Genomic DNA, 20,039 nt, shown 5'->3' on the forward strand with positions numbered 1-20,039 from the left:
ACGTTCCCCGCTCGACGTTCTTCGTTCGACGCTGTACGCCACCCTGCTGCCGCGGAGGGTTCCGTCGGCACGGCGGCGGTACGCGACACCGCATCCCCGGTTCCGGTGTCCGCGATCCGTCCACCGGCATGGTAACGATCCAGCCAGGCGAGCAGTGTTGCGGGCTGTGGGAAGAGACGCCCGAAACGCGCGGGCGGTTGACCTTCCGGGGCACGTACCCTTGTGAGCCGTGTCCACTGCCAATGAGCCCACCGCGCGCACCGATCGTTCCAGCACCGCCACCCAGGTCGTCCCAGGCCTGAGCGAGGCCCAGGCCCTGGGGCTGCAAGAGCTGCTGCGGGTGTCTCCGGTGGCCGACGAGATCGCCCGCCGGTTCCAGGCGGCCGGTCACCGGCTGGCCCTGGTCGGCGGCTCGGTGCGGGACGCGCTGCTCGGCCGGCTCGGCAACGACCTGGACTTCACCACCGACGCCCGCCCGCAGCAGGTGCTCAAGCTGGTCAAGGGCTGGGCGGACGCGGTCTGGGACGTCGGCATCGCCTTCGGCACCGTCGGGGCCCGCAAGGACACCCCCGAGGGCTCCTTCCTGATCGAGATCACCACCTACCGGTCCGAGGCGTACGACCGCACCTCCCGCAAGCCCGAGGTGAGCTACGGCGACACCATCGAGCAGGACCTGGTCCGCCGGGACTTCACGGTCAACGCGATGGCCGTCGACCTGCCCGGCCGCGGCTTCGTCGACCCGCACCACGGCCTGGAGGACCTGGAGGCCAGGGTGCTGCGCACCCCCGCCACGCCCGAGGAGTCCTTCTCCGACGATCCGCTGCGGATGATGCGGGCCGCCCGCTTCGCCGCCCAGCTGGACTTCGACCCGGCGCCCGGGGTGGTCGCCGCGATGACCGCGATGGCCGAGCGGATCACCATCGTCTCGGCCGAGCGGGTGCAGGCCGAGCTGAACAAGCTGCTGCTGGCCGACCACCCGGTGAAGGGCCTGCGGCTGCTGGTCGACACCGGCCTGGCCCGGCACGTGCTGCCGGAGCTGCCCGCGCTGAAGCTGGAGCGCGACGAGCACCACCGGCACAAGGACGTCTACGAGCACTCGCTGACCGTCCTGGAGCAGGCCATCGACCTGGAGCAGGACGGCCCGGACCTCACCCTGCGCCTCGCCGCGCTGCTGCACGACATCGGCAAGCCGCGCACCCGCCGCTTCGAGTCGGACGGCCGGGTCTCCTTCCACCACCACGAGGTGGTCGGCGCCAAGATGACCCGCAAGCGGATGCGCGAGCTCAAGTACTCCAAGGAGCTCACCGAGGACGTCTCGCGCCTGGTCGAGCTGCACCTGCGCTTCCACGGCTACGGCGGCGGCGAGTGGACCGACTCCGCGGTGCGCCGCTACGTCACCGACGCCGGGCCGCTGCTGGAGCGCCTGCACAAGCTGACCCGCTCGGACTGCACCACCCGCAACAAGAAGAAGGCGGCCGCGCTGTCGCGCACCTACGACGGCCTGGAGCACCGGATCGCCGAGCTGAAGGCGCAGGAGGAGCTGGACTCCATCCGCCCGGCGCTGGACGGCAACCAGATCATGGAGCTGCTCGGGCTGAAGCCCGGCCCGCAGGTCGGCAAGGCGTACAAGCACATGCTCGAACTGCGGCTGGAGCACGGGCCGATGGAGCCCGACGAGGCGGTCGCGGCGCTGCGGGCCTGGTGGGACGGGCAGCAGCAGGGCTGAGGCCCGGACGACGGAACGAGGGGCGGACCCGGTGCGGGCCGCCCCTCGCTCCGTGCGCGGGATCACTTGAGGTGCTTGAGGCAGAGCACGTAGTCCAGCGCGGGCCAGTTCGAGTAGGTGCGGGTGTACGTGCTGTCCGACTTGGGCTGCTTCTTGCAGACCGTCTCGTCCGAGGTGGCGACGTACTTGTAGACCACCTTGTACTGCGCCTTGGAGTCGGTGCAGGGCAGCACGGTGATCTTCGGGTGGTCGTCGCTCGTCCCGTCGTTGCGCAGGCAGTCGCCGGTCTTGGCGTCGTCCACCGTGTCGCTCGGGTCGGTCGGGGTGGCGATCGGCGGCAGGGTGATGCTCGGCATGGTGAAGGACGGCATCGGCGGCGGCGGGGTGTAGCTGAAGGTGGGCAGCGGCGACGGCGAGAAGGTGACCGTGGTCGGCGTCGGCGAGGCGATCGTGTTGCCGGAGTCGTTCTTCGGACCGATCACGCCGGTGGCGAGCAGGATTCCGGTGGTCAGCAGGGAGACCGGCACCAGCAGCATGGCCAGGTGCGGGCGGCTGGTCAGCGGGGCGCCGGGGTCGAGCTGCGGGCCGTGGGTGCCCGGCATCGGCGGCGGCAGCCGCTTGATCCGGCCGTGGGCGCCGAGGTTCATCAGCAGGGTGATCAGGGTCAGCAGCGGGGAGACCCAGCTCCACCAGCCCTGGACGAGCGTCCGGGCGGACATGTCGCGCACAGTGGCCGTGCCGCAGGTGTGGCAGAACGGTCCGTGCATCCGCAGCATCCGGAACGCGACTATCAGGCCCTGGTGGCCGCGGACGGTCGCGCGCACGGCGGGGAAGCCGCCGCAGAAGCGGCAGTGCTCCCCGTCCATCGGGGCCGGCGGCGGGTAGCCGTAGCCGTAGCCGGGAGGCTGGGCGCCGTAGGGCTGCTCCGGGGGCGGGGCGCCCGGGTAGCCGTACCCCGGCGGAGGCGGGGCGCCGTACGGGCCGCCGGCGTACGGACTGCCGTCACCGGGTGGCGGGCCGTAGGGCATCTGGGGCGGTGGCGGAGCGGACAAGAGGTCCCCCGGGAACAGGAAGGTGGCGGAAGGGTCAGGACTTCTTCACCGGCGGGTAGCCGCCGGTGGTGGGGGTCAGCGGGCCCAGGCAGAGCACGTACCGCGTCTTGTTCCAGCGGCGTCCGCTCTTGCCCGAGACGGCGCTGGTGGTCTGCGGCGTCTGCCGGCAGCGGGTCACGTCGGTGGTGCCGGTGAACTTCGACAGCACCTTGTAGTTGGCTTTGGAGTCATTGCAGTTGACGATCGAGACGTCACGCGAGCCGCTCACCCGGACGCAGTCGCCGGGCTTGGCGCTGCTCACGCTCGGGCCGGCCAGGAAGTAGCCGCCCGCGAGTACGGCGCAGCCGCCGACCAGCCCGGCGATCCTCAGCTTGGACCGGACGCCGCGCTTGGCGGGGGGCGTCGCGGCCGCCGGGGCGGGCTGGGGGTGGCCGTACGGCCCGGCGGGCGGCTGCTGCCCGTACGGCGCCTGCTGCCCGTACGGCGCCTGGGGCTGGGGCTGCGGCTGGGCCTGCGGTGCCTGCGCGTAGGGATTCTGGGCGTACGGGTTCGGGTACGGCAGCGGTGCGGTCGGCTGCTGCCCGTACGGCGGTTGGCCGCCGTACGCGGGCGGGGGCGGACCGTATCCGGGCGCGGCGGGCGGCGGCGGCCCGTACGGGCCTGTCGGTGTGCTCATCAGTTCGTCCCCCGAGACCGAGTTCTGTCGTTCCGACAGGTTTACGTACCTTAGCGACTCGGTCGGACGCAATCGGTCCCGAGCCCGCGAGGGACATCGGGACGTGGTGGTTTCGATTCCGCTACCGGACGGTTTCAGTGGCCGTCGCCGGGGAGCGGTCCGGACCGCCGGGCGGCCCGCAGGTAGAGCACGGCGGTCAGCGCGTACACCACGGCCACCCCGACGACCACCGCGACCGAACGGCCGGACAGCGGCAGCACCAGCGCGGTGACCAGGGCGGCCGCCACGAAGGCGACGTTGAACAGCACGTCGTAGATGGCGAAGACCCGGCCGCGGAACTCGTCCTCGACCGACTCCTGCACCACGGTGTCGGCGCAGATCTTGGTGCCCTGGGTGACCACCCCGAGCAGCAGGGCGGCGGCCAGGCAGGGGACCGGGGCGAAGGACAGGCCCAGCGCGGGGACGAAGACCACCGGGGCGAGCAGGCAGACCGTCATCCAGCCGGCCAGGCCGAGCCGGCGGGTGCACCAGGGGCTGACCACCGCGGCGACGAAGAACCCGGCGGCCGACAGGCCGACCGCCTGGCCGAGGGTGGCCAGTCCGGCCGCGCTGTCGGTCGGGTCGTTGAAGGTGTACCGGGCGAGCATCACCACGACCACGATCAGCACCCCGTAGCAGAACCGGGCCGCGGTGACGGCGGCCAGCGCGTGCACCGCGGGGCGGCGGTCCCGCACCAGGTGGCGCACCGCGGCGCCGAGTTCGGCGGCGGCCCGCTTCAGCGCCTGGCCGAGCGCGGGGTGGTCGTCGCGCTGCTCGGGGCCGAGCAGGTCGCGGTCCATCCGGCGGGCGGCCAGCGCGGCCGACAGGTAGAGCAGCGAGGCGACGGTGACCAGCGCGGCGTCCGCCTTCGGCCCGGGCGCCATCACCTGGTGCAGCAGGAAGCCGATCCCCCCGCCCGAGGCGGCGGCGACCGTCCCGAGGGTGGGGGAGAGGGCGTTGGCGGTGACCAGGGTGTCCTGCTCGACCACCCGCGGCAGGGCGGCGGACAGGCCGGCCAGGATGAACCGGTTGAGCGCGGTGACCAGCAGCGCGGAAGCGAAGAACAGCCAGGTCGGCGCCTCGACCAGGAGCAGCGCGCCGGTTCCCAGACCCAGCCCGAAGCGGGCCAGGTTGCCGAAGTACAGCACCTGGCGGCGGCGCCAGCGGTCCAGCAGCACCCCGGCGAACGGGCCGATCACCGAGAACGGGAGCAGCATCACGGCCAGCACCGAGGCGATGTCGGCGGGGGAGGACTGCTTCTCGGGGGAGAAGACCACGTAGGCGGCGAGCGAGACCTGGAAGACGCCGTCCGAGAGCTGGGAGAGCACCCGGGCGGTGAGCAGCCGACGGAAGTTCCGGCCGCGGAGCAGACCGAGGAGCGTGGCGCGTTGCGCGGACTGGTGGGTGCTGCCGTTCTCGGTGATCGCCACCCGCCCAGAGTGCCATGGAACCGGTCGCCGTTTCACGTGAAACATTCGCTGCGGAAACGCGAAGGGCTCACGATCAGATGATCGTGAGCCCTTCGGCCGCGTTATGAGCGGTCAGCTCGGCGCTCGACAGTCGCGAACCTCGCTGCGCTCAGCGCTCGGCGCTCGACAGTCGCGAACCTCGCTGCGCTCAGCGCTCGACCTCGCCGCGGATGAACTTCTCGACGTTCTCCTTGGCCTCGTCGTCGAAGTACTGCACCGGCGGGGACTTCATGAAGTACGAGGACGCCGACAGGATCGGGCCGCCGATGCCGCGGTCCTTGGCGATCTTCGCAGCGCGCACGGCGTCGATGATGACACCGGCGGAGTTCGGGGAGTCCCAGACCTCCAGCTTGTACTCCAGGTTCAGCGGGACGTCGCCGAACGCGCGGCCCTCGAGGCGGACGTAGGCCCACTTGCGGTCGTCCAGCCAGGCCACGTAGTCCGAGGGACCGATGTGGACGTTCTTGGCGCCCAGCTCGCGGTCGCGGATCTGCGAGGTCACGGCCTGGGTCTTGGAGATCTTCTTGGACTCCAGGCGCTCGCGCTCGAGCATGTTCTTGAAGTCCATGTTGCCGCCGACGTTCAGCTGCATGGTGCGCTCGAGGATGACACCGCGGTCCTCGAACAGCTTGGCCATCACGCGGTGCGTGATGGTGGCGCCGACCTGGGACTTGATGTCGTCACCGACGATCGGCACGCCGGCCTCGGTGAACTTGTCCGCCCACTCCTTGGTGCCCGCGATGAACACCGGCAGGGCGTTCACGAAGGCGACCTTGGCGTCGATGGCGCACTGGGCGTAGAACTTGGCCGCGTCCTCGGAGCCGACGGGCAGGTAGCAGACCAGGACGTCGACCTGCTTGTCCTTGAGGACCTGGACGACGTCGACCGGGGCCTCGTCCGACTCCTCGATGGTCTCCCGGTAGTACTTGCCCAGGCCGTCGAGGGTGTGGCCGCGCTGGACGGTCACGCCGGTCGGCGGGACGTCGCAGATCTTGATGGTGTTGTTCTCGCTGTTGCCGATGGCGTCGGCCAGGTCGAAACCGACCTTCTTGGCGTCGACGTCGAACGCGGCGACGAACTCCACGTCACGGACGTGGTAGTCACCGAACTGGACGTGCATCAGCCCGGGGACCTTGCCGGCCGGGTCGGCGTCCTTGTAGTACTCGACACCCTGCACCAGCGACGCGGCGCAGTTGCCCACGCCCACGATGGCTACGCGAACCGAACCCATTCCGGTTGCTCCCTGTGATCTCATGAGGGCCGTCGGGGTCGACGGCACTCGTCCTGCTTCTTCGAATGACTGCTTGTACGGGCGCGAGGCGCCCACTCCTGCCGCGTGGCACAGGGCTGACGCGGTGTCAGCGCTCCTGGGCGGAGCGCCCCGGGCGGTCGTACGGTGGCCCGGACGGGTCGGGGGACCCGGTCTCCTGGCCACGGCCGTCCGAAGTCGTGTGGGGTGCGGCGGTGGAGCCGGTGCTCCCGGTGGGGGCGCCGGCGGCGGGCCCGGTCCGGCCGGTGCGGTTGGCCCGCTCGGTCTCGATCAGCTCGTTGAGCCACCGGACCTCGCGTTCCACCGACTCCAGGCCGTGCCGCTGGAGTTCGACGGTGTAGTCGTCGAACCGTTCGCGGGCGCGGGCCAGCGAGCTGCGCATCCGCTCCAGGCGCTCCTCCAGCCGGCTGCGGCGACCCTCCAGGACGCGCATCCGGACGGCCCGGTCGGTCTGGCCGAAGAAGGCGAAGTGGACGCCGAAGCGCTCGTCCTCCCAGGCGTCCGGACCGGAGTCGGCGAGTAGCTCCTCGAAGCGCTGCTTGCCCTCGGGGGAGAGCCGGTAGACGATCTTCGACCGCTTGCCGTTGAGCGCGGTGGCCGGGACGTACTCGACGTCCGGGTTGTCCTCGACCAGGAAACCCTGGGCGACCAGGCTCTTCAGGCACGGGTAGAGCGTTCCGTAGGAGAGTGCCCGCAGCGCCCCGAGCAGGATGTTGAGCCGCTTGCGCAGCTCGTAACCGTGCATCGGGGCGTCATGGAGCAGGCCGAGAACGGCGAACTCCAGCACTCCTGAGCGTCTGCCCACTGCCGTCGTCCTCCTCCCTCTCGGCCTTCGCTCCGGCCGCTGCACCGGCGGTATACCGCTTCGATGTATCGGCTCGATATATCGAGAACAGTAAACCCGACCCCCGGAACGGGCAAGGGGGGCACGCGTGAATGTGATCACAAGCCGACGCGCGGGTGGGGTTGGCAACGGGCATGTAATGATCTGTCGCCGTTTTGCGGTTATTGGCGTCTGATGCCCGATTAGTTGTATTTCGGTGCTGCGTACGCTGTCGCGTGTGCACGAGGACCAACCTCCGGGGTTAGGGCGGTCCGGGCATCGGACAGGAACCCTGCCTTCAGGCCGACAAGGCCTGGCGAGGAGCGGCTGAGAACATGAGCGAGCGACGGCGAAGGACGCCCAACCCGGGCGGTGACGGGCAGCAGCCCCCGGGAGGCGGAGGTCGTCGGGGTGGTCCCGGTCCCGACGAGCTGGCCTCGGACGGGCTCGGTCGCCGACGCCAGCCGGGCGTCCGGGAGACCGCCCAGCAGCCCCGGATGGGCCGTGCCGAGATGCGCAAGGCCGCGCAGAAGAAGGGCAAGGGCGGTGGCCGGCGCGGCGGAGCCGCCTCCGCCGCGGCCGCCGCCGGGCCGGGCAAGAAGCGCTTCATCGACTACCCGCGGTTCGGCAAGACCGGCGTCCGGCGCTGGCTGCCGTCCTGGAAGCAGTGGCTGAGCGCCTTCCTGCTGTTCTTCGCCACCGGCGTGGGCGTCGTGTTCTACCTCTACGAGACCACCACGGTTCCGGACCTCAAGGACCTGGTGAAGGAGCAGAACACCATCTACTACTGGGCCGACAACACGGAGATGACCCGCAAGGGCGACACCAACCGCCAGATCGTCGAGCTCAGCGACATCAGCCCCAACCTGCAGAACGCCGTCATCTCGGCGGAGAACGAGACCTTCCGCACCGACAGCGGCATCGACCCCAAGGGCATGCTGCGCGCCGTCTACAACATGGCGAAGGGCGGCGAGACCCAGGGCGCCTCGACGATCACCCAGCAGTACGTCAAGAACGCCTACCTCAGCCAGGAACAGACCATCAGCCGCAAGCTGAAGGAGTTCTTCATCACGCTGAAGATCAATCAGCAGAAGAGCAAGGACGACATCCTCAAGGGGTACCTCAACACCAGCTGGTTCGGTCGCAACGCCAACGGCGCCCAGGCCGCCGCCCAGGCGTACTACGGCGTCAACGCCAAGGACCTGAACCTCTGCCAGAGCGCCATGCTGGCCGGTCTACTGAAGGGCGCGAACTACTACGACCCCTCCAAGCCGGCCAACCACGACCGCGCCGTGGAGCGCTGGAAGTGGATCCTGGACCGGATGGTGACCACCCACAACACCACGCCGGAGGAGCGGGCGAAGTGCACCACCTTCCCCGAGCCGATCCCGGTGAAGGCCAGCTCCAACATGAACGGTGAGATCAGCTACCTGGTCGACACCGCCAACCAGTACGTGATGACCACCGACAAGTCGATCACCCAGCAGATGATCGACAAGGGCGGCCTGAAGATCTACACCACCTTCGAGAAGGACAAGGTCGACGCCCTGAAGAAGGCCGTCGACGACGTCAAGGGCGAGAACCTCGACCCGCAGAAGCGCCCCAACAACGACACCTTCGTCCAGTTCGGCGCCGCCAGCATCAAGCCGGGCGACGGAGCGATGGTCGCCATCTACGGCGGCGACGGCGTGGAGAACGGCCACTTCGACAACAACGCCAACGCGAACGGCGTCCAGGTCGGCTCGACCTTCAAGCCCTTCGTGCTGGCCACCGCCATGCAGGTCGGCGTGCAGACCGCGAAGGACAGCGACGGCAAGCCCAAGCGGATCAACGCCGACAGCCGCTACCTCGCCGACGACATGTCCGAGATCCGCAAGCCGGACGGTTCGCTGGTGATCGGCGACGACGGCAAGCCCTACCGGCAGAAGAACGAGGACTCCGGCAAGCGCGGCTACGTCTCGCTGCGGCAGGCCATGCAGTGGTCGTACAACGTGCCCTTCGTCCAGCTCAACCAGGACGTCGGCGGCCCCGCCGTGGCCGACATGGCCGTGCAGATGGGCATCAAGCGGGAGAGCCTGGCCGACCCGAAGACCGCGACCTTCCCGCTCGGCACCTCCACCATCAGCCCGATCCGGATGGCCACCGGTTACGGCACCCTGGCGGCCAGCGGCAAGGAGGCCGAGCCCTACTCGGTCACCAAGGTCGAGGTGGACGGCAAGGAGCGCCCGGGCTTCGGCAAGAAGGACGTCAAGGCGGCGCTGGAGCCGGCCGTCGCCGACAACGTCACCGACGTGCTGGTGAACGTGGCCAAGAACGGCACCGGCTCGAAGACCAACGCGCTGGGCCGCCCGGTGGCCGGCAAGACCGGTACCACCGACGAGAACAAGTCGGCCTGGTGGGTCGGCTACACGCCGCAGTTGGTCACCAGCGTCGCCATGTGGCGCGAGGACCCGAGCAAGCACGACCGGGAGTCGCTCAACGGCACCGGCGGCAAGCAGTCCATCCACGGTGGTGACATCCCCACCGACATCTTCACCCGGTACATGAAGGCCGCGCTGGCCAACGAGAAGAACATGGACTTCCCGACCCCGCAGCCGGTCGGCACCGAGGTGGACTCCTCGGGCGCGCCGTCCACGGCCACCGCGACGCCCACCCAGACCGCGACGGAGACCCCGTCGGCCCCGGTCCAGACCCAGGCGCCGGTCCAGCAGCCGACCCAGCAGCCGACCCAGCCCACCCAGGGCGGGAACTGCGTGCCGGGCGTGGACTGCCAGCCGACCCAGACGCCGACCCACGGCGGCGGGCACACCCCGAAGCCGACGGACACCTCCTGCGGCAACATCATCTTCGGCTGCCCCTCGTCGTCACCGACCGGGAGCAGCGGAGGGGGCGCCGGAGGGGGCGGTGCCGGCGGCGGCACCGGCGGCGGCAAGCCGACCCCGTCCAGCACCGCCGGCGGCACCCAGGGCGGCGGAGCGGCCGGACAGTAGCCCGGCCCCGGTCCGACCGGTGACGAGACGGTGAAACGGCGGTGGCGGTCCTCCTCGGAGGGCCGCCACCGCCGTTTCGTCACGATTCGCCGCCCGCACCCCGGCCGCACCGCCGGAGCACGCGGGGTCCTCCTCGTCCCGGCGCATCCGGTGCGGCAGGATGTCCGGCATGACGTCGAGCGATCGTGACGAAACCGCCGGCCCGCACGGGCCCGGCGCCGCCGCAGGGCCCACCCCGGCAGCCGTCGCCACGGCCGCGCCACCGGCCAACACCGTGGTCGTCCCGGCCGACGAGGACCGGGTGGCGGCGGCCGGCAGCGAGGTGTTCGGCGGCCCGCCGGGGCGGCGGGCGCTGCTCGGCGTCTCCTGGTGGATCCCGGTGCGCGTCCTGGCGCTCGTGGTGATCGTGGTCTCGGCGCTCGGCATGGTGCACGACCTGCCCTGCTACGACCAGGCCTGGTTCCAGCCGGGGTCGCCGCAGTACATCCACGCCTGCTACAGCGACATCCCGCACCTGTTCTCCGGCCGCGGCTTCTCGGCCGGGCTGCACCCGTACGTGGACCGCATCCCCGGCACCACGGGGGACCTGCAGTACCTCGAATACCCGGTGCTGACCGGCCTGTTCATGCAGGTCGCGGCCTGGCTGACGCCCGGTGGCGGCACCGAGCAGTCCCAGGAGCAGTGGTTCTGGGTGATCAACGCCGGGCTGCTGATGGCCTGCGCGGTGGTCGCCGCGGTCGCGCTCTCGCGCACCCACCGCCGCCGCCCCTGGGACGCGATGCTGTTCGCGCTCTCGCCGATCGTGCTGCTCAACGGCACCGTCAACTGGGACCTGCTCGCGGTCGCCCTGGCGGCCGTGGCGATGGCCTGGTGGGCCCACTCCCGGCCGGGCTGGGCCGGCGTCTTCATCGGCCTGGCCACCGCGGCCAAGCTCTATCCGCTGCTGCTGCTCGGCCCGCTGCTGGTGCTCTGCTGGCGGGCCGGGAAGTGGCGCGAGTTCCGGGCGGTGCTCGGCGGCGCGGTGGGCGCCTGGCTGGTGGTCAACCTGCCGATCATGCTGGCCAACTGGCAGGGCTGGTCGACCTTCTACGTCTTCAGCGAGCACCGCGGCGAGGACTACGGCTCGTTCTGGCTGATCCTGATGCAGAACCGCGGGGTGGGGCTGGCCGACCTCGACCTCTACATCGGCGTGCTGATGGTGCTGGGCTGCGCCGCCACGGCGTGGCTCGGCCTCTCGGCGCCCCGCCGGCCGCGGTTCGCGCAGCTGGCCTTCCTGGTCGTCGCGCTGTTCGTGCTGGTCAACAAGGTGTACTCGCCGCAGTACGCGCTCTGGCTGCTGCCGCTCGCGGCGCTGGCCCGGCCGCGCTGGCGCGACATCCTGATCTGGCAGGCCTGCGAGGTGCTGTACACCCTCGGCATCTGGTCCCACCTGGGCTTCGTGACCGGGCCCAAGCAGCACGGGATCGGCGAGCCCTGGTACCACTTCGCGATCGTGCTGCACCTGCTCGGCACGCTCTACCTGGTCATGCTGGTGGTCCGCGACGCCCTCCACCCGGACCGGGACCCGGTCCGCTGGGACGGCAGCGACGACCCCTCCGGCGGGGTGCTCGACCGGGCCCCCGACGCCTTCACCCTCGGCACCGCCCGGCACCTCCACGAGGACGAGAGCTACGCCGGATACGCGCCGGCCGGCTCCTTCGAGCAGTGGCTGGAAGAGCCACGGCTGTCGGAGCCGGCCGGGGAGCAGCCCTAGCGCGAGCCGAGCGCCAGGGGGGCGGTCCTAGCGGTCCACCACGCGGTCGAAGTGGGTGGTGGTGTGCCGGACCTGGAGGCCCAGCTCCTCGCCGATCGCCGGGGGCGCGGTCTCCCCGTCCAGGAACAGCAGGGAGACCTGCATGTGCGGCGGCTCGGCGAACCAGAGCTGCTTGCCCGCCCAGTGGAACGGCGACTTGGTCTTGTTGACGGTCGCCAGGCCGGCCCGGGCGATGCCCTTGGCCCGGGCGCCCATGCTCGCCACGTACTTGGGCGCCTCCAGACCGATGCCGTGCGCGGTACCGCCGGCGACCACCAGGATGTGGCCGTCGGCGGGCGCCGGGTGCTGGCGGTAGCCGTAGCGGTCGCCCTTCCGCACCGGGGTGACGTCCAGCACCGTGGCCCGGACCTCCAGTGCGCCGTGGTCGCCCAGCCAGAGCCGGGTGCCGATCCGGGCCCGGAAGACGGTGTCCGGGTAGCGCTGGGACAGCTGGTCCATGCCGGCCGCGCCCAGGTGGCTGACGAAGACGGTGTGCACGGGGATGCCGGCCGCCTTCGCGGTGTCCACCCAGTACACGACCTCCTCGACCGGGCTGGAGCCGTCCGGCCGGTCCATCGGCAGGTGCAGCGCGAGGCCCTCGAAGGCGACGCCGTCCAGCTCGGCGGCGACCGTGCGCAGGTCGGCCGCGCTCACGCCGTGCCGGCGCATGGTGGTCATGCACTCCAGCACCACCCGGGCGCCGTGCAGCGAGCGCAGCGCGTCCACGCTGGCCACCGTCCGGATCACCCGGGCGTGCGGCAGCGGGAGCACCTCCTCGCCGACCCGGTAGGGGGTGAGCACCAGCAGCTCGCCGCCGTACCACTCGGCGGCGTCGGCCGCCTCGTAGGCGGTGCCGACGGCCAGCACACCGGTACCCAGCAGCGTCGCCTCCTCGGCCAGCCGGTGGTTGCCCAGGCCGTAGCCGTTCCCCTTGGCGACCGGCACCAGGCCGGGGAACTCGGCGAGGACGGAGCGCTGGTGGGTGCGCCAGCGTTCGGTGTCGAGGTAGAGCGACAGCGTCATCGGGTCAGCCTCCTCAGCGGCGGGACATGTAGAGGTCGAGGGCCTTGTGCAGCAGCTTGTTGAGCGGGAAGTCCCACTCGCCGAGGTACTCGGCCGCCTGGCCGCCGGTGCCGACCTTGAACTGGATCAGACCGAACAGGTGGTCGTTCTCGTCCAGGGTGTCGCTGATGCCGCGCAGGTCGTACACCCCGCCGCCGAGGGCATAGGCGTCGCGCATCATCCGCCACTGGATCGCGTTGGAGGGCTTGACCTCGCGCTTGTGGTTGGCCGAGGCGCCGTAGGAGTACCAGACGTGCTCGCCGACCACCAGCATCGTGGTCGAGGCCAGCGGCTCGCCCTCGTGGTAGGCGATGTAGAGCCGCATCCGGTTCGGGTCCTCGGAGTTGAGGGCGTTCCACATGCGCTGGAAGTAGGCCAGCGGGCGCGGGGTGAACTTGTCGCGCTCGGCGGTGACCAGGTAGAGCTGGTGGAAGATCGGCAGCTCGTCGTAGCCGCCCTGGACCACCTCGACGCCGCTCTTCTCGGCCTTCTTGATGTTGCGGCGCCAGAGCTGGTTGAAGCCCTTCTGGATGTCGTCCAGCGAGCGGTTGGCCAGCGGCACCTGGTACACGTAGCGCGGCTGGACGTCGCCGAAGCCGGCCCCGCCGTCCTCGCCCTGCAGCCAGCCGGCCTTGCGCAGCCGGTCGGCCACCTCGAAGGCGCGTGCCTCGTACCAGTCGGCCTCGACGTCGCGCAGCCGCTTGGCCTGCTTGGCGGCGATGGCCTCCTTGATGGTGGCGGCGTTCCAGCGGCGGATGACCACCGGCGGGCCCATCTTCACCGAGAAGGCGCCCTGCGCCTTCAGGTGCGCCAGCATCGGGGACAGCCAGCGGTCGAGGTCGCGGTCGAACCAGTCGATCACCGGGCCCTCGGGCAGGTAGGCGAGGTAGCGCTTGAGCTTCGGCAGCTGGCGGTAGAGCACCAGGCCGGCGCCGACCAGCTGGTTGTGCTCGTCGAACCAGCCGATCGACTCGGAGCGCCACTCGGCCTTCACGTCACCCCAGGCCGGCACCTGCATGTGGCTGGCCGAGGCGCGGCTCCTGATGAAGGCGAGGTGCTCCTCGCGGGTGATCGTCCTCAGGCGCAGGCTCATTGCTCGGTGCTCCTCGTCGGTCGGGCTGCGGTGGCCCCAGGTTCTCGGGCTGACCTTATCGTCCGGGGCCCGGGCGTCCGCTGCCGCGGGCACGACGGCGCCCCCGTCGGGTACCTGTCTGCTTGCAGATACGCGACGGGGGCGCCGAGGGTTCCTGGGGTGGTGCGGTCAGCCCCAGAGGCCGCCGCGCGCGATCCCGAGGTAGAAGCCGATCGCGGAGGCGCCGAGCGTGATCATCAGTACGAAGCGTTCGGCGGTGGTGACCGAGACGAACACGCCCCACAGGCCGGTGACGATCCCGGCGAGGCCGGTCCACGACGACAGCAGGTGCAGGTTGTGGAAGAACGAGCTGGTGAAGGCGATCACGCCCAGCACGGTGGTCAGTGCCACCAGGGTGTTCTCGCGGGGGTGCGGGTGGCCGTCGGTGTTCAGGGTGAGAGCGGGCATGCGGTGGACGGACTGGGCCATGAGTCCCACCTCCTGGCGTGGAGACGAACGAGCAGGAATCCCGTTCCGTCCAGATTGCGGCGGTTGGGTCCGTCTCACAACCCCTATGCGTTTTGTTCGGCCGTCCGGGTGCAGGTAGGCTGTGCCGTCTGCACTGGTGTAGTTGTGCCCCCTTGCGCCCTCTTTCGGGTGACACCCTTTCCGGGTGCGGAGCCCGACTGTCCGACCCGGCCGCTACGGTGGGCCCGGAGTCGTCACCGCACCGGTGCCGACGCTACGCACAACCCTCCTGCCACGGAGAGACCGTGGCCGCTGAGTCCAAAGGAGGTGGGTTACTCATGCGTCACTACGAGCTGATGGTCATCCTCGACCCCTCGGTCGAGGAGCGCGCTGTCTCCCCCCTGATCGAGTCCTTCCTCGCCGTCGTCCGCAACGGCGGTGGCAAGGTCGAGAAGGTCGACACCTGGGGTCGTCGCCGTCTGGCTTACGAGATCAACAAGCAGTCCGAGGGCATCTACTCGGTCATCGACCTCAAGGCCACGCCTGAGGTCGTCAAGGAGCTCGACCGCCAGCTGGGCCTGAGCGAGTCGGTTCTGCGGACCAAGGTCCTGCGCCCGGACACCCACTGAGCCACCTCTGAGGCCTTCGGGTCTCGGGTAGCTCGCGTCCGCTGTTTCACGTGAAACAGCGGTGAACGGACATCTTCCCGAGAGGTCATCACCACCATGGCAGGCGAGACCGTCATCACCCTCGTCGGCAATCTCGTCGACGACCCCGAGCTGCGCTTCACCCCGTCGGGTGCGGCGGTCGCGAAGTTCCGCATCGCGTCCACCCCCCGCACCTTCGACCGTCAGACGAACGAGTGGAAGGACGGCGAGAGCCTCTTCCTTACGTGCAACGTCTGGCGTCAGCCGGCGGAGAACGTGGCCGAGTCGCTGCAGCGGGGCATGCGCGTCATCGTGCAGGGCCGACTGCGCCAGCGGTCTTACGAGACCAAGGAAGGCGAGAAGCGGACGGTCTTCGAGGTCGAGGTCGACGAGGTCGGCCCGAGCCTGCGTTCGGCGACCGCGAAGGTCACCCGGGCCAACCGGTCCGGCGCCCCCGGTGGCGGCTTCGGCGGCCAGCAGGGCGGCGGCCAGGGCGGTTGGAGCGGCGGTGGCGGCCAGCAGGGCGGCGGCTGGGGTGGAAACTCCGGCGGCGGCCAGTCCGGCCCCTCCGACGACCCGTGGGCGTCCAGCGCCCCGTCCGGTGGTAACCAGGGTGGCGGCGGCTGGGGCGGTGCCCCGTCCGGCGGCGGCTACTCGGAAGAGCCCCCGTTCTAGAGCTGACAGATTTCGTGCGGCCCGGCCGCAGGCGTCCCCGGACGCCGGTCGGGCCGTGAACCCCAAATGGAGCACACCATGGCGAAGCCGCCTGCTCGCAAGCCGAAGAAGAAGGTTTGCGTCTTCTGCAAGGACAAGGTCAACTACGTTGACTACAAGGACACGAACCTGCTGCGGAAGTACATCTCCGACCGCGGCAAGATCCGTGCCCGCCGGGTCACCGGCAACTGCACCCAGCACCAGCGTGACGTCGCCACGGCCGTGAAGAACAGCCGTGAGATGGCGCTGCTGCCCTACACCAGCACCGCGCGCTAAGAGAGGGTGACCGAGTAATGAAGATCATCCTCACTCACGAGGTGCCGGGTCTCGGCTCCGCCGGCGAGGTCGTCGAGGTCAAGGACGGCTACGCCCGCAACTACCTGGTCCCGCGTGGCTACGCCATCCGCTGGACCAAGGGCGGTCAGAAGGACGTCGACGCCATCCGTCGCGCCCGGAAGATCCACGAGATCCAGACCCTCGACGCCGCCAACGACGTCAAGGGCAAGCTCGAGGGCGTCCAGGTCAAGCTGGCCGTTCGCTCGGGTGACGCCGGCCGTCTGTTCGGCTCGGTGACCCAGGCCGACGTCGTCGAGGCCATCAAGGCCGCCGGTGGCCCGGCCGTGGACAAGCGCGCCGTCGCGATCGCCTCGCCGATCAAGACCGTGGGCACCCACAAGGTCTCGGTCAAGCTGCACTCGGACGTCGTGGCCAACCTCGACGTCGCCGTCGTGGCTGCCTGAGTTCCGTAGCAGTGGCCTGAGGGCCGGACTCCGCGAGGAGTCCGGCCCTCAGTCGTTCCCCGGATCGACCGCGGTGGTTCCGTTCCCGGGCCGGGCGTGCCGTTCAGCTCCGGACGGCCCCGGTGACCAGCCAGCGGCCGCCCCGGGCGCGGGCGACCAGGAAGACCGCGCGGACCAGCATGAACAGGTCCATCGCCCACCACAGCCCGGCCAGCCCGGTGCCGGTGGCCGGCACCGCGAAGGCCGCCGGGGTGAACACCGCCAGGGTCGCGAGCGCCGCCCGGGCGAGGTACGGGCCGTCCCCGGCGCCCATCAGCACGCCGTCCAGCACGAAGACCAGTCCGGCCACCGGCTGGCTGAGCGCGAGCAGCAGCAGGGCGGTGTGCAACTGCCCCTGGACGACCGGATCGGGCGTGAACAGCGGGACGTACAGCGGGCGGGCGAGCACCACCAGCAGACCGAGCACCACTCCGGAGCCGACGCCCCACTCGACCATCCGCCGGGTGGCCGCGCGGGCCCCCGGAACGTCCGAGGCGCCCAGGTAGCGGCCGATGACGGCCTGCCCGGCGATCGCGATGGCGTCCAGTGCGAAGGCCAGGAAGCTGAACAGCGTCATGGTGATCTGGTGCGCGGCCACCTGGTCGTCGCCGAGCCGGGCGGCCACCGCGGTGGCGATCATCAGTACCGCGCGCAGGCTGACCGTCCGGACCAGCAGCGGGCCGCCCGCCCTGGCACCGGCCCGGATGCCGGCCGGGTCCGGCCGCAGTGAGGCCTGCTCCCGCCGGGCGCCGCGGACCACCACGACCAGGTAGACGGCGGCCATCCCGGTCTGGGCCAGCACCGTGCCCCAGGCCGAGCCGGCCACCCCGAGCCCGGCGCCGTACACCAGCCCGGCGTTCAGGCCGATGTTGGCGGTGAAGCCCGCGACGGCCACCACCAGCGGGGTGCGGGTGTCCTGGAGGCCGCGCAGCACGCCGGTGGCGGCGAGCACCAGGAGCATCGCCGGGATGCCCAGGGAACTGATCCGCAGGTACGTCACGGCGTACGGCGCCGCGGTCGGCGAGGCGCCCAGCACCCCGGCGGCCCAGGGCGCCAGCAGCAGGGTGAGCAGGACCACCGGGACGGCCAGGCCGAGAGCGAGCCAGAGGCCGTCGACGCCCTGTTGGACGGCGCCCCGGCGGTCCCCGGCGCCGATCCGGCGGGCCACCGCGGCGGTCGTGGCGTAGGCGAGGAAGACGAACACCCCGGTCGCGGTGGTGAGGGCGGCGGAGGCGACGCCGACGCCGGCGAGCTGGGGCGTGCCGAGGTGGCCGACGATCGCGGAGTCGGCCATCAGGAACAGCGGCTCGGCGACCAGCGCGCCGAAGGCGGGCACCGCCAGGGCGAGGATCTCGCGGTCGTGGCTGCGTCCGGAGGGCTCGGAGGTGGCGGTGCTCATGCGCTCCAGGGTACTCATCCACAGGTAATAGTCCACTGGCCATATTGATCATTACTCGAAAGCCCGGGCGACCGGCTCCGTCCGGTCCGCGCCCACAGCCGCCCGGATGTGTGTGAAGAATTTCTCATGCACAGCCCCGGGAAGAGGTAATCGCAGGTCAACAGGTTGACGGTGGATCGATCGTCCGGTTATCCACAGGAGCTTCCACAGGGGTGTCCACAGCTTTGCGGCAGTTCTCCACAGCCCGGGGCCACTCGTCCACACCCCCTGTGGATAACCGTCTTGGCGCGAGGGCGTCCGGCACCTTAGCGTGGGCTCTCCACCCGACACTCCCACCGGCCCCGGCGTCCGATTTGTCGGTGCCGTGGCGTACAAAAGGAGCGGCTCCGCTCCACCCCAGCCACCGGCAAGGCCCGCTCCAACTTCGCACCACTCGCTGATCGGGGAACACGCGTGACCGGCCCCCAGTACGACGACCACGACGCCCCGCCGCCGGAGGAGGACTGGCAGAACGCCGAGGACCCCTTCCCGGCCGGAGCCTTCGACGACGCACCCTTCCCGGACGGGCCCGGCGACCGGCTCCCGGTCTCCCGCAACCGCGGCAACGGCCAGGGCGGTGGTCGGGGCGAGGGCTTCCGCAAGGGCGGCGCCGGGTTCAGTCCCAACGGCAAGAAGGGCGACCGCCGGGACGACCGGGGCCACCGGGACGACGGGGGCCAGGGCGGCGTCGACGGCTTCGAGCGGGTCCCCCCGCAGGACCTCGCCGCGGAGCAGTCCGTCCTGGGCGGCATGCTGCTGTCCAAGGACGCCATCGCCGACGTGGTCGAGGTGCTCAAGCCCGCCGACTACTACCGGCCCGCGCACGAAATGATCCACGGCGCGATCCTCGACCTGTACGCCCGCGGCGAGCCGGCCGACCCGATCACCGTGGCCGGCGAGCTCACCAAGCGCGGCGAGCTGCAGCGCGTCGGCGGCGCCCCCTACCTGCACACCCTGGTCAACTCCGTCCCGACCGCGGCCAACGCGGAGTACTACGCCCAGATCGTCCACGAGCGCGCCGTGCTGCGCCGCCTGGTCGAGGCCGGCACCCGGATCGCCGGCATGGGCTACGCGGCCGAGGGCGACGTGGACGAGATCGTCAACGCCGCCCAGGCGGAGATCTACGCCGTCACCGAGCAGCGCACCAACGAGGACTACGCGCCGCTGGCCGACATCATGGAGGGCGCCCTCGACGAGATCGAGGCGATCGGCTCCCGCAACGGCCAGATGTCCGGCGTGCCGACCGGCTTCGCCGACTTCGACCAGCTCACCAACGGCCTGCACCCCGGCCAGATGATCGTCATCGCGGCCCGTCCCGCCATGGGCAAGTCCACCCTGGCGCTGGACTTCGCCCGGGCCTGCTCGATCCACCACAAGCTGCCGAGCGTGATCTTCTCGCTCGAAATGGGCCGCAACGAGATCGCCATGCGCCTGCTCTCCGCCGAGGCCCGGGTCGCGCTGCACCACATGCGGTCGGGCAACATGACGGACGACGACTGGACCAGGGTCGCCCGCCGGATGCCCGACGTCAGCGAGGCGCCGCTGTTCATCGACGACTCGCCGAACCTGTCGATGATGGAGATCCGCGCCAAGTGCCGCCGGCTCAAGCAGCGCAACGACATCAAGCTGATCGTCATCGACTACCTCCAGCTGATGCAGTCCGGCGGCTCCCGCCGGGCCGAGAACCGCCAGCAGGAGGTCTCGGACATGTCCCGGAACCTGAAGCTGCTGGCCAAGGAGCTGGAAGTCCCGGTCATCGCGCTGTCCCAGCTGAACCGTGGTCCCGAACAGCGCACCGACAAGCGGCCGATGGTCTCCGACCTGCGCGAGTCCGGCTCCATCGAGCAGGACGCCGACATGGTCATCCTGCTGCACCGCGAGGACGCCTACGAGAAGGAGTCCCCGCGCGCGGGCGAGGCCGACCTGATCGTCGCCAAGCACCGTAACGGCCCGACCGCCACCATCACGGTCGCCTTCCAGGGCCACTACTCGCGCTTCGTCGACATGACCAGGGACTGACCC

Annotated in this window: 17 protein-coding genes; 8 read left to right on the forward strand and 9 right to left on the reverse strand. The window is 70.6% G+C overall.

Annotation, left to right across the window (positions count from 1 at the left end; translation table 11 throughout):
- Positions 1-298: 298 nt before the first annotated feature.
- Complete coding sequence (locus HS99_RS10060; RefSeq protein ID WP_030278265.1) at positions 299-1,726, forward strand: CCA tRNA nucleotidyltransferase; 1,428 nt, start codon at positions 299-301, stop codon at positions 1,724-1,726.
- Positions 1,727-1,788: 62 nt separating this feature from the next.
- Here the strand turns inward: HS99_RS10060 and HS99_RS45790 are convergent, their stop codons facing one another.
- The 5 genes from HS99_RS45790 to HS99_RS10085 form a co-directional block, all read right to left on the reverse strand.
- On the reverse strand, positions 1,789-2,754 hold the full coding sequence (locus HS99_RS45790; RefSeq protein ID WP_050366676.1) for an LppU/SCO3897 family protein: 966 nt from the start codon (positions 2,752-2,754) through the stop codon (positions 1,789-1,791).
- A gap of 58 nt (positions 2,755-2,812) precedes the next feature.
- A complete protein-coding gene (locus HS99_RS44740; protein ID WP_050366677.1) occupies positions 2,813-3,454 on the reverse strand; it encodes an LppU/SCO3897 family protein in 642 nt (213 codons plus the stop codon).
- 134 nt (positions 3,455-3,588) lie between these two features.
- On the reverse strand, positions 3,589-4,923 hold the full coding sequence (locus tag HS99_RS10075; protein ID WP_223886025.1) for an MFS transporter: 1,335 nt from the start codon (positions 4,921-4,923) through the stop codon (positions 3,589-3,591).
- Between the two features lie 187 nt (positions 4,924-5,110).
- Positions 5,111-6,193, reverse strand: a complete 1,083-nt coding sequence (locus HS99_RS10080) for an inositol-3-phosphate synthase (RefSeq protein WP_030278269.1) — start codon at positions 6,191-6,193, stop codon at positions 5,111-5,113.
- A 127-nt stretch (positions 6,194-6,320) separates the two neighbouring features.
- Positions 6,321-7,037: a PadR family transcriptional regulator gene (locus HS99_RS10085; RefSeq protein WP_030278270.1), complete on the reverse strand. Its 717-nt coding sequence runs from the start codon at positions 7,035-7,037 to the stop codon at positions 6,321-6,323.
- Between the two features lie 353 nt (positions 7,038-7,390).
- Between HS99_RS10085 and HS99_RS10090 the strand changes: the two genes are divergently transcribed.
- On the forward strand, positions 7,391-10,045 hold the full coding sequence (locus HS99_RS10090) for a transglycosylase domain-containing protein (protein WP_072654915.1): 2,655 nt from the start codon (positions 7,391-7,393) through the stop codon (positions 10,043-10,045).
- 169 nt (positions 10,046-10,214) lie between these two features.
- On the forward strand, positions 10,215-11,798 hold the full coding sequence (locus HS99_RS10095) for a glycosyltransferase family 87 protein (RefSeq protein WP_030552098.1): 1,584 nt from the start codon (positions 10,215-10,217) through the stop codon (positions 11,796-11,798).
- Between the two features lie 27 nt (positions 11,799-11,825).
- Here HS99_RS10095 and HS99_RS10100 read toward each other — a convergent pair whose 3' ends face one another.
- From HS99_RS10100 to HS99_RS10110, 3 genes are all read right to left on the reverse strand, one after another.
- Positions 11,826-12,860 carry an alanine racemase gene (locus HS99_RS10100; RefSeq protein WP_030278273.1) on the reverse strand — a complete coding sequence of 345 codons (1,035 nt, stop codon included), beginning with the start codon at positions 12,858-12,860 and terminating at the stop codon, positions 11,826-11,828.
- Between the two features lie 13 nt (positions 12,861-12,873).
- Positions 12,874-13,992 carry a lipid II:glycine glycyltransferase FemX gene (locus HS99_RS10105; protein ID WP_030278274.1) on the reverse strand — a complete coding sequence of 373 codons (1,119 nt, stop codon included), beginning with the start codon at positions 13,990-13,992 and terminating at the stop codon, positions 12,874-12,876.
- Between the two features lie 168 nt (positions 13,993-14,160).
- Positions 14,161-14,460: a hypothetical protein gene (locus HS99_RS10110; RefSeq protein WP_030552096.1), complete on the reverse strand. Its 300-nt coding sequence runs from the start codon at positions 14,458-14,460 to the stop codon at positions 14,161-14,163.
- A gap of 317 nt (positions 14,461-14,777) precedes the next feature.
- Between HS99_RS10110 and rpsF the strand changes: the two genes are divergently transcribed.
- The 4 genes from rpsF to rplI all read left to right on the forward strand — a co-directional run bounded on the left by rpsF (position 14,778) and on the right by rplI (position 16,540).
- On the forward strand, positions 14,778-15,068 hold the full coding sequence (gene rpsF / locus HS99_RS10115; protein WP_030278276.1) for a 30S ribosomal protein S6: 291 nt from the start codon (positions 14,778-14,780) through the stop codon (positions 15,066-15,068).
- A 96-nt stretch (positions 15,069-15,164) separates the two neighbouring features.
- A complete protein-coding gene (locus tag HS99_RS10120; RefSeq protein ID WP_030278277.1) occupies positions 15,165-15,761 on the forward strand; it encodes a single-stranded DNA-binding protein in 597 nt (198 codons plus the stop codon).
- Between the two features lie 78 nt (positions 15,762-15,839).
- Complete coding sequence (gene rpsR / locus HS99_RS10125; RefSeq protein ID WP_030059640.1) at positions 15,840-16,076, forward strand: 30S ribosomal protein S18; 237 nt, start codon at positions 15,840-15,842, stop codon at positions 16,074-16,076.
- Between the two features lie 17 nt (positions 16,077-16,093).
- Positions 16,094-16,540 carry a 50S ribosomal protein L9 gene (rplI, locus tag HS99_RS10130; RefSeq protein ID WP_030278278.1) on the forward strand — a complete coding sequence of 149 codons (447 nt, stop codon included), beginning with the start codon at positions 16,094-16,096 and terminating at the stop codon, positions 16,538-16,540.
- Between the two features lie 103 nt (positions 16,541-16,643).
- Here rplI and HS99_RS10135 read toward each other — a convergent pair whose 3' ends face one another.
- Positions 16,644-17,978 carry an MATE family efflux transporter gene (locus HS99_RS10135; protein WP_030278279.1) on the reverse strand — a complete coding sequence of 445 codons (1,335 nt, stop codon included), beginning with the start codon at positions 17,976-17,978 and terminating at the stop codon, positions 16,644-16,646.
- A gap of 453 nt (positions 17,979-18,431) precedes the next feature.
- On the opposite strand from HS99_RS10135, the gene dnaB reads away from it, so the two are divergent.
- Positions 18,432-20,036 carry a replicative DNA helicase gene (dnaB, locus tag HS99_RS10140; protein ID WP_078938455.1) on the forward strand — a complete coding sequence of 535 codons (1,605 nt, stop codon included), beginning with the start codon at positions 18,432-18,434 and terminating at the stop codon, positions 20,034-20,036.
- Positions 20,037-20,039 lie beyond the last annotated feature (3 nt).

The sequence above is a fragment of the Kitasatospora aureofaciens genome, from assembly GCF_001188955.3.
GTDB classification, from domain to species: domain Bacteria; phylum Actinomycetota; class Actinomycetes; order Streptomycetales; family Streptomycetaceae; genus Kitasatospora; species Kitasatospora aureofaciens.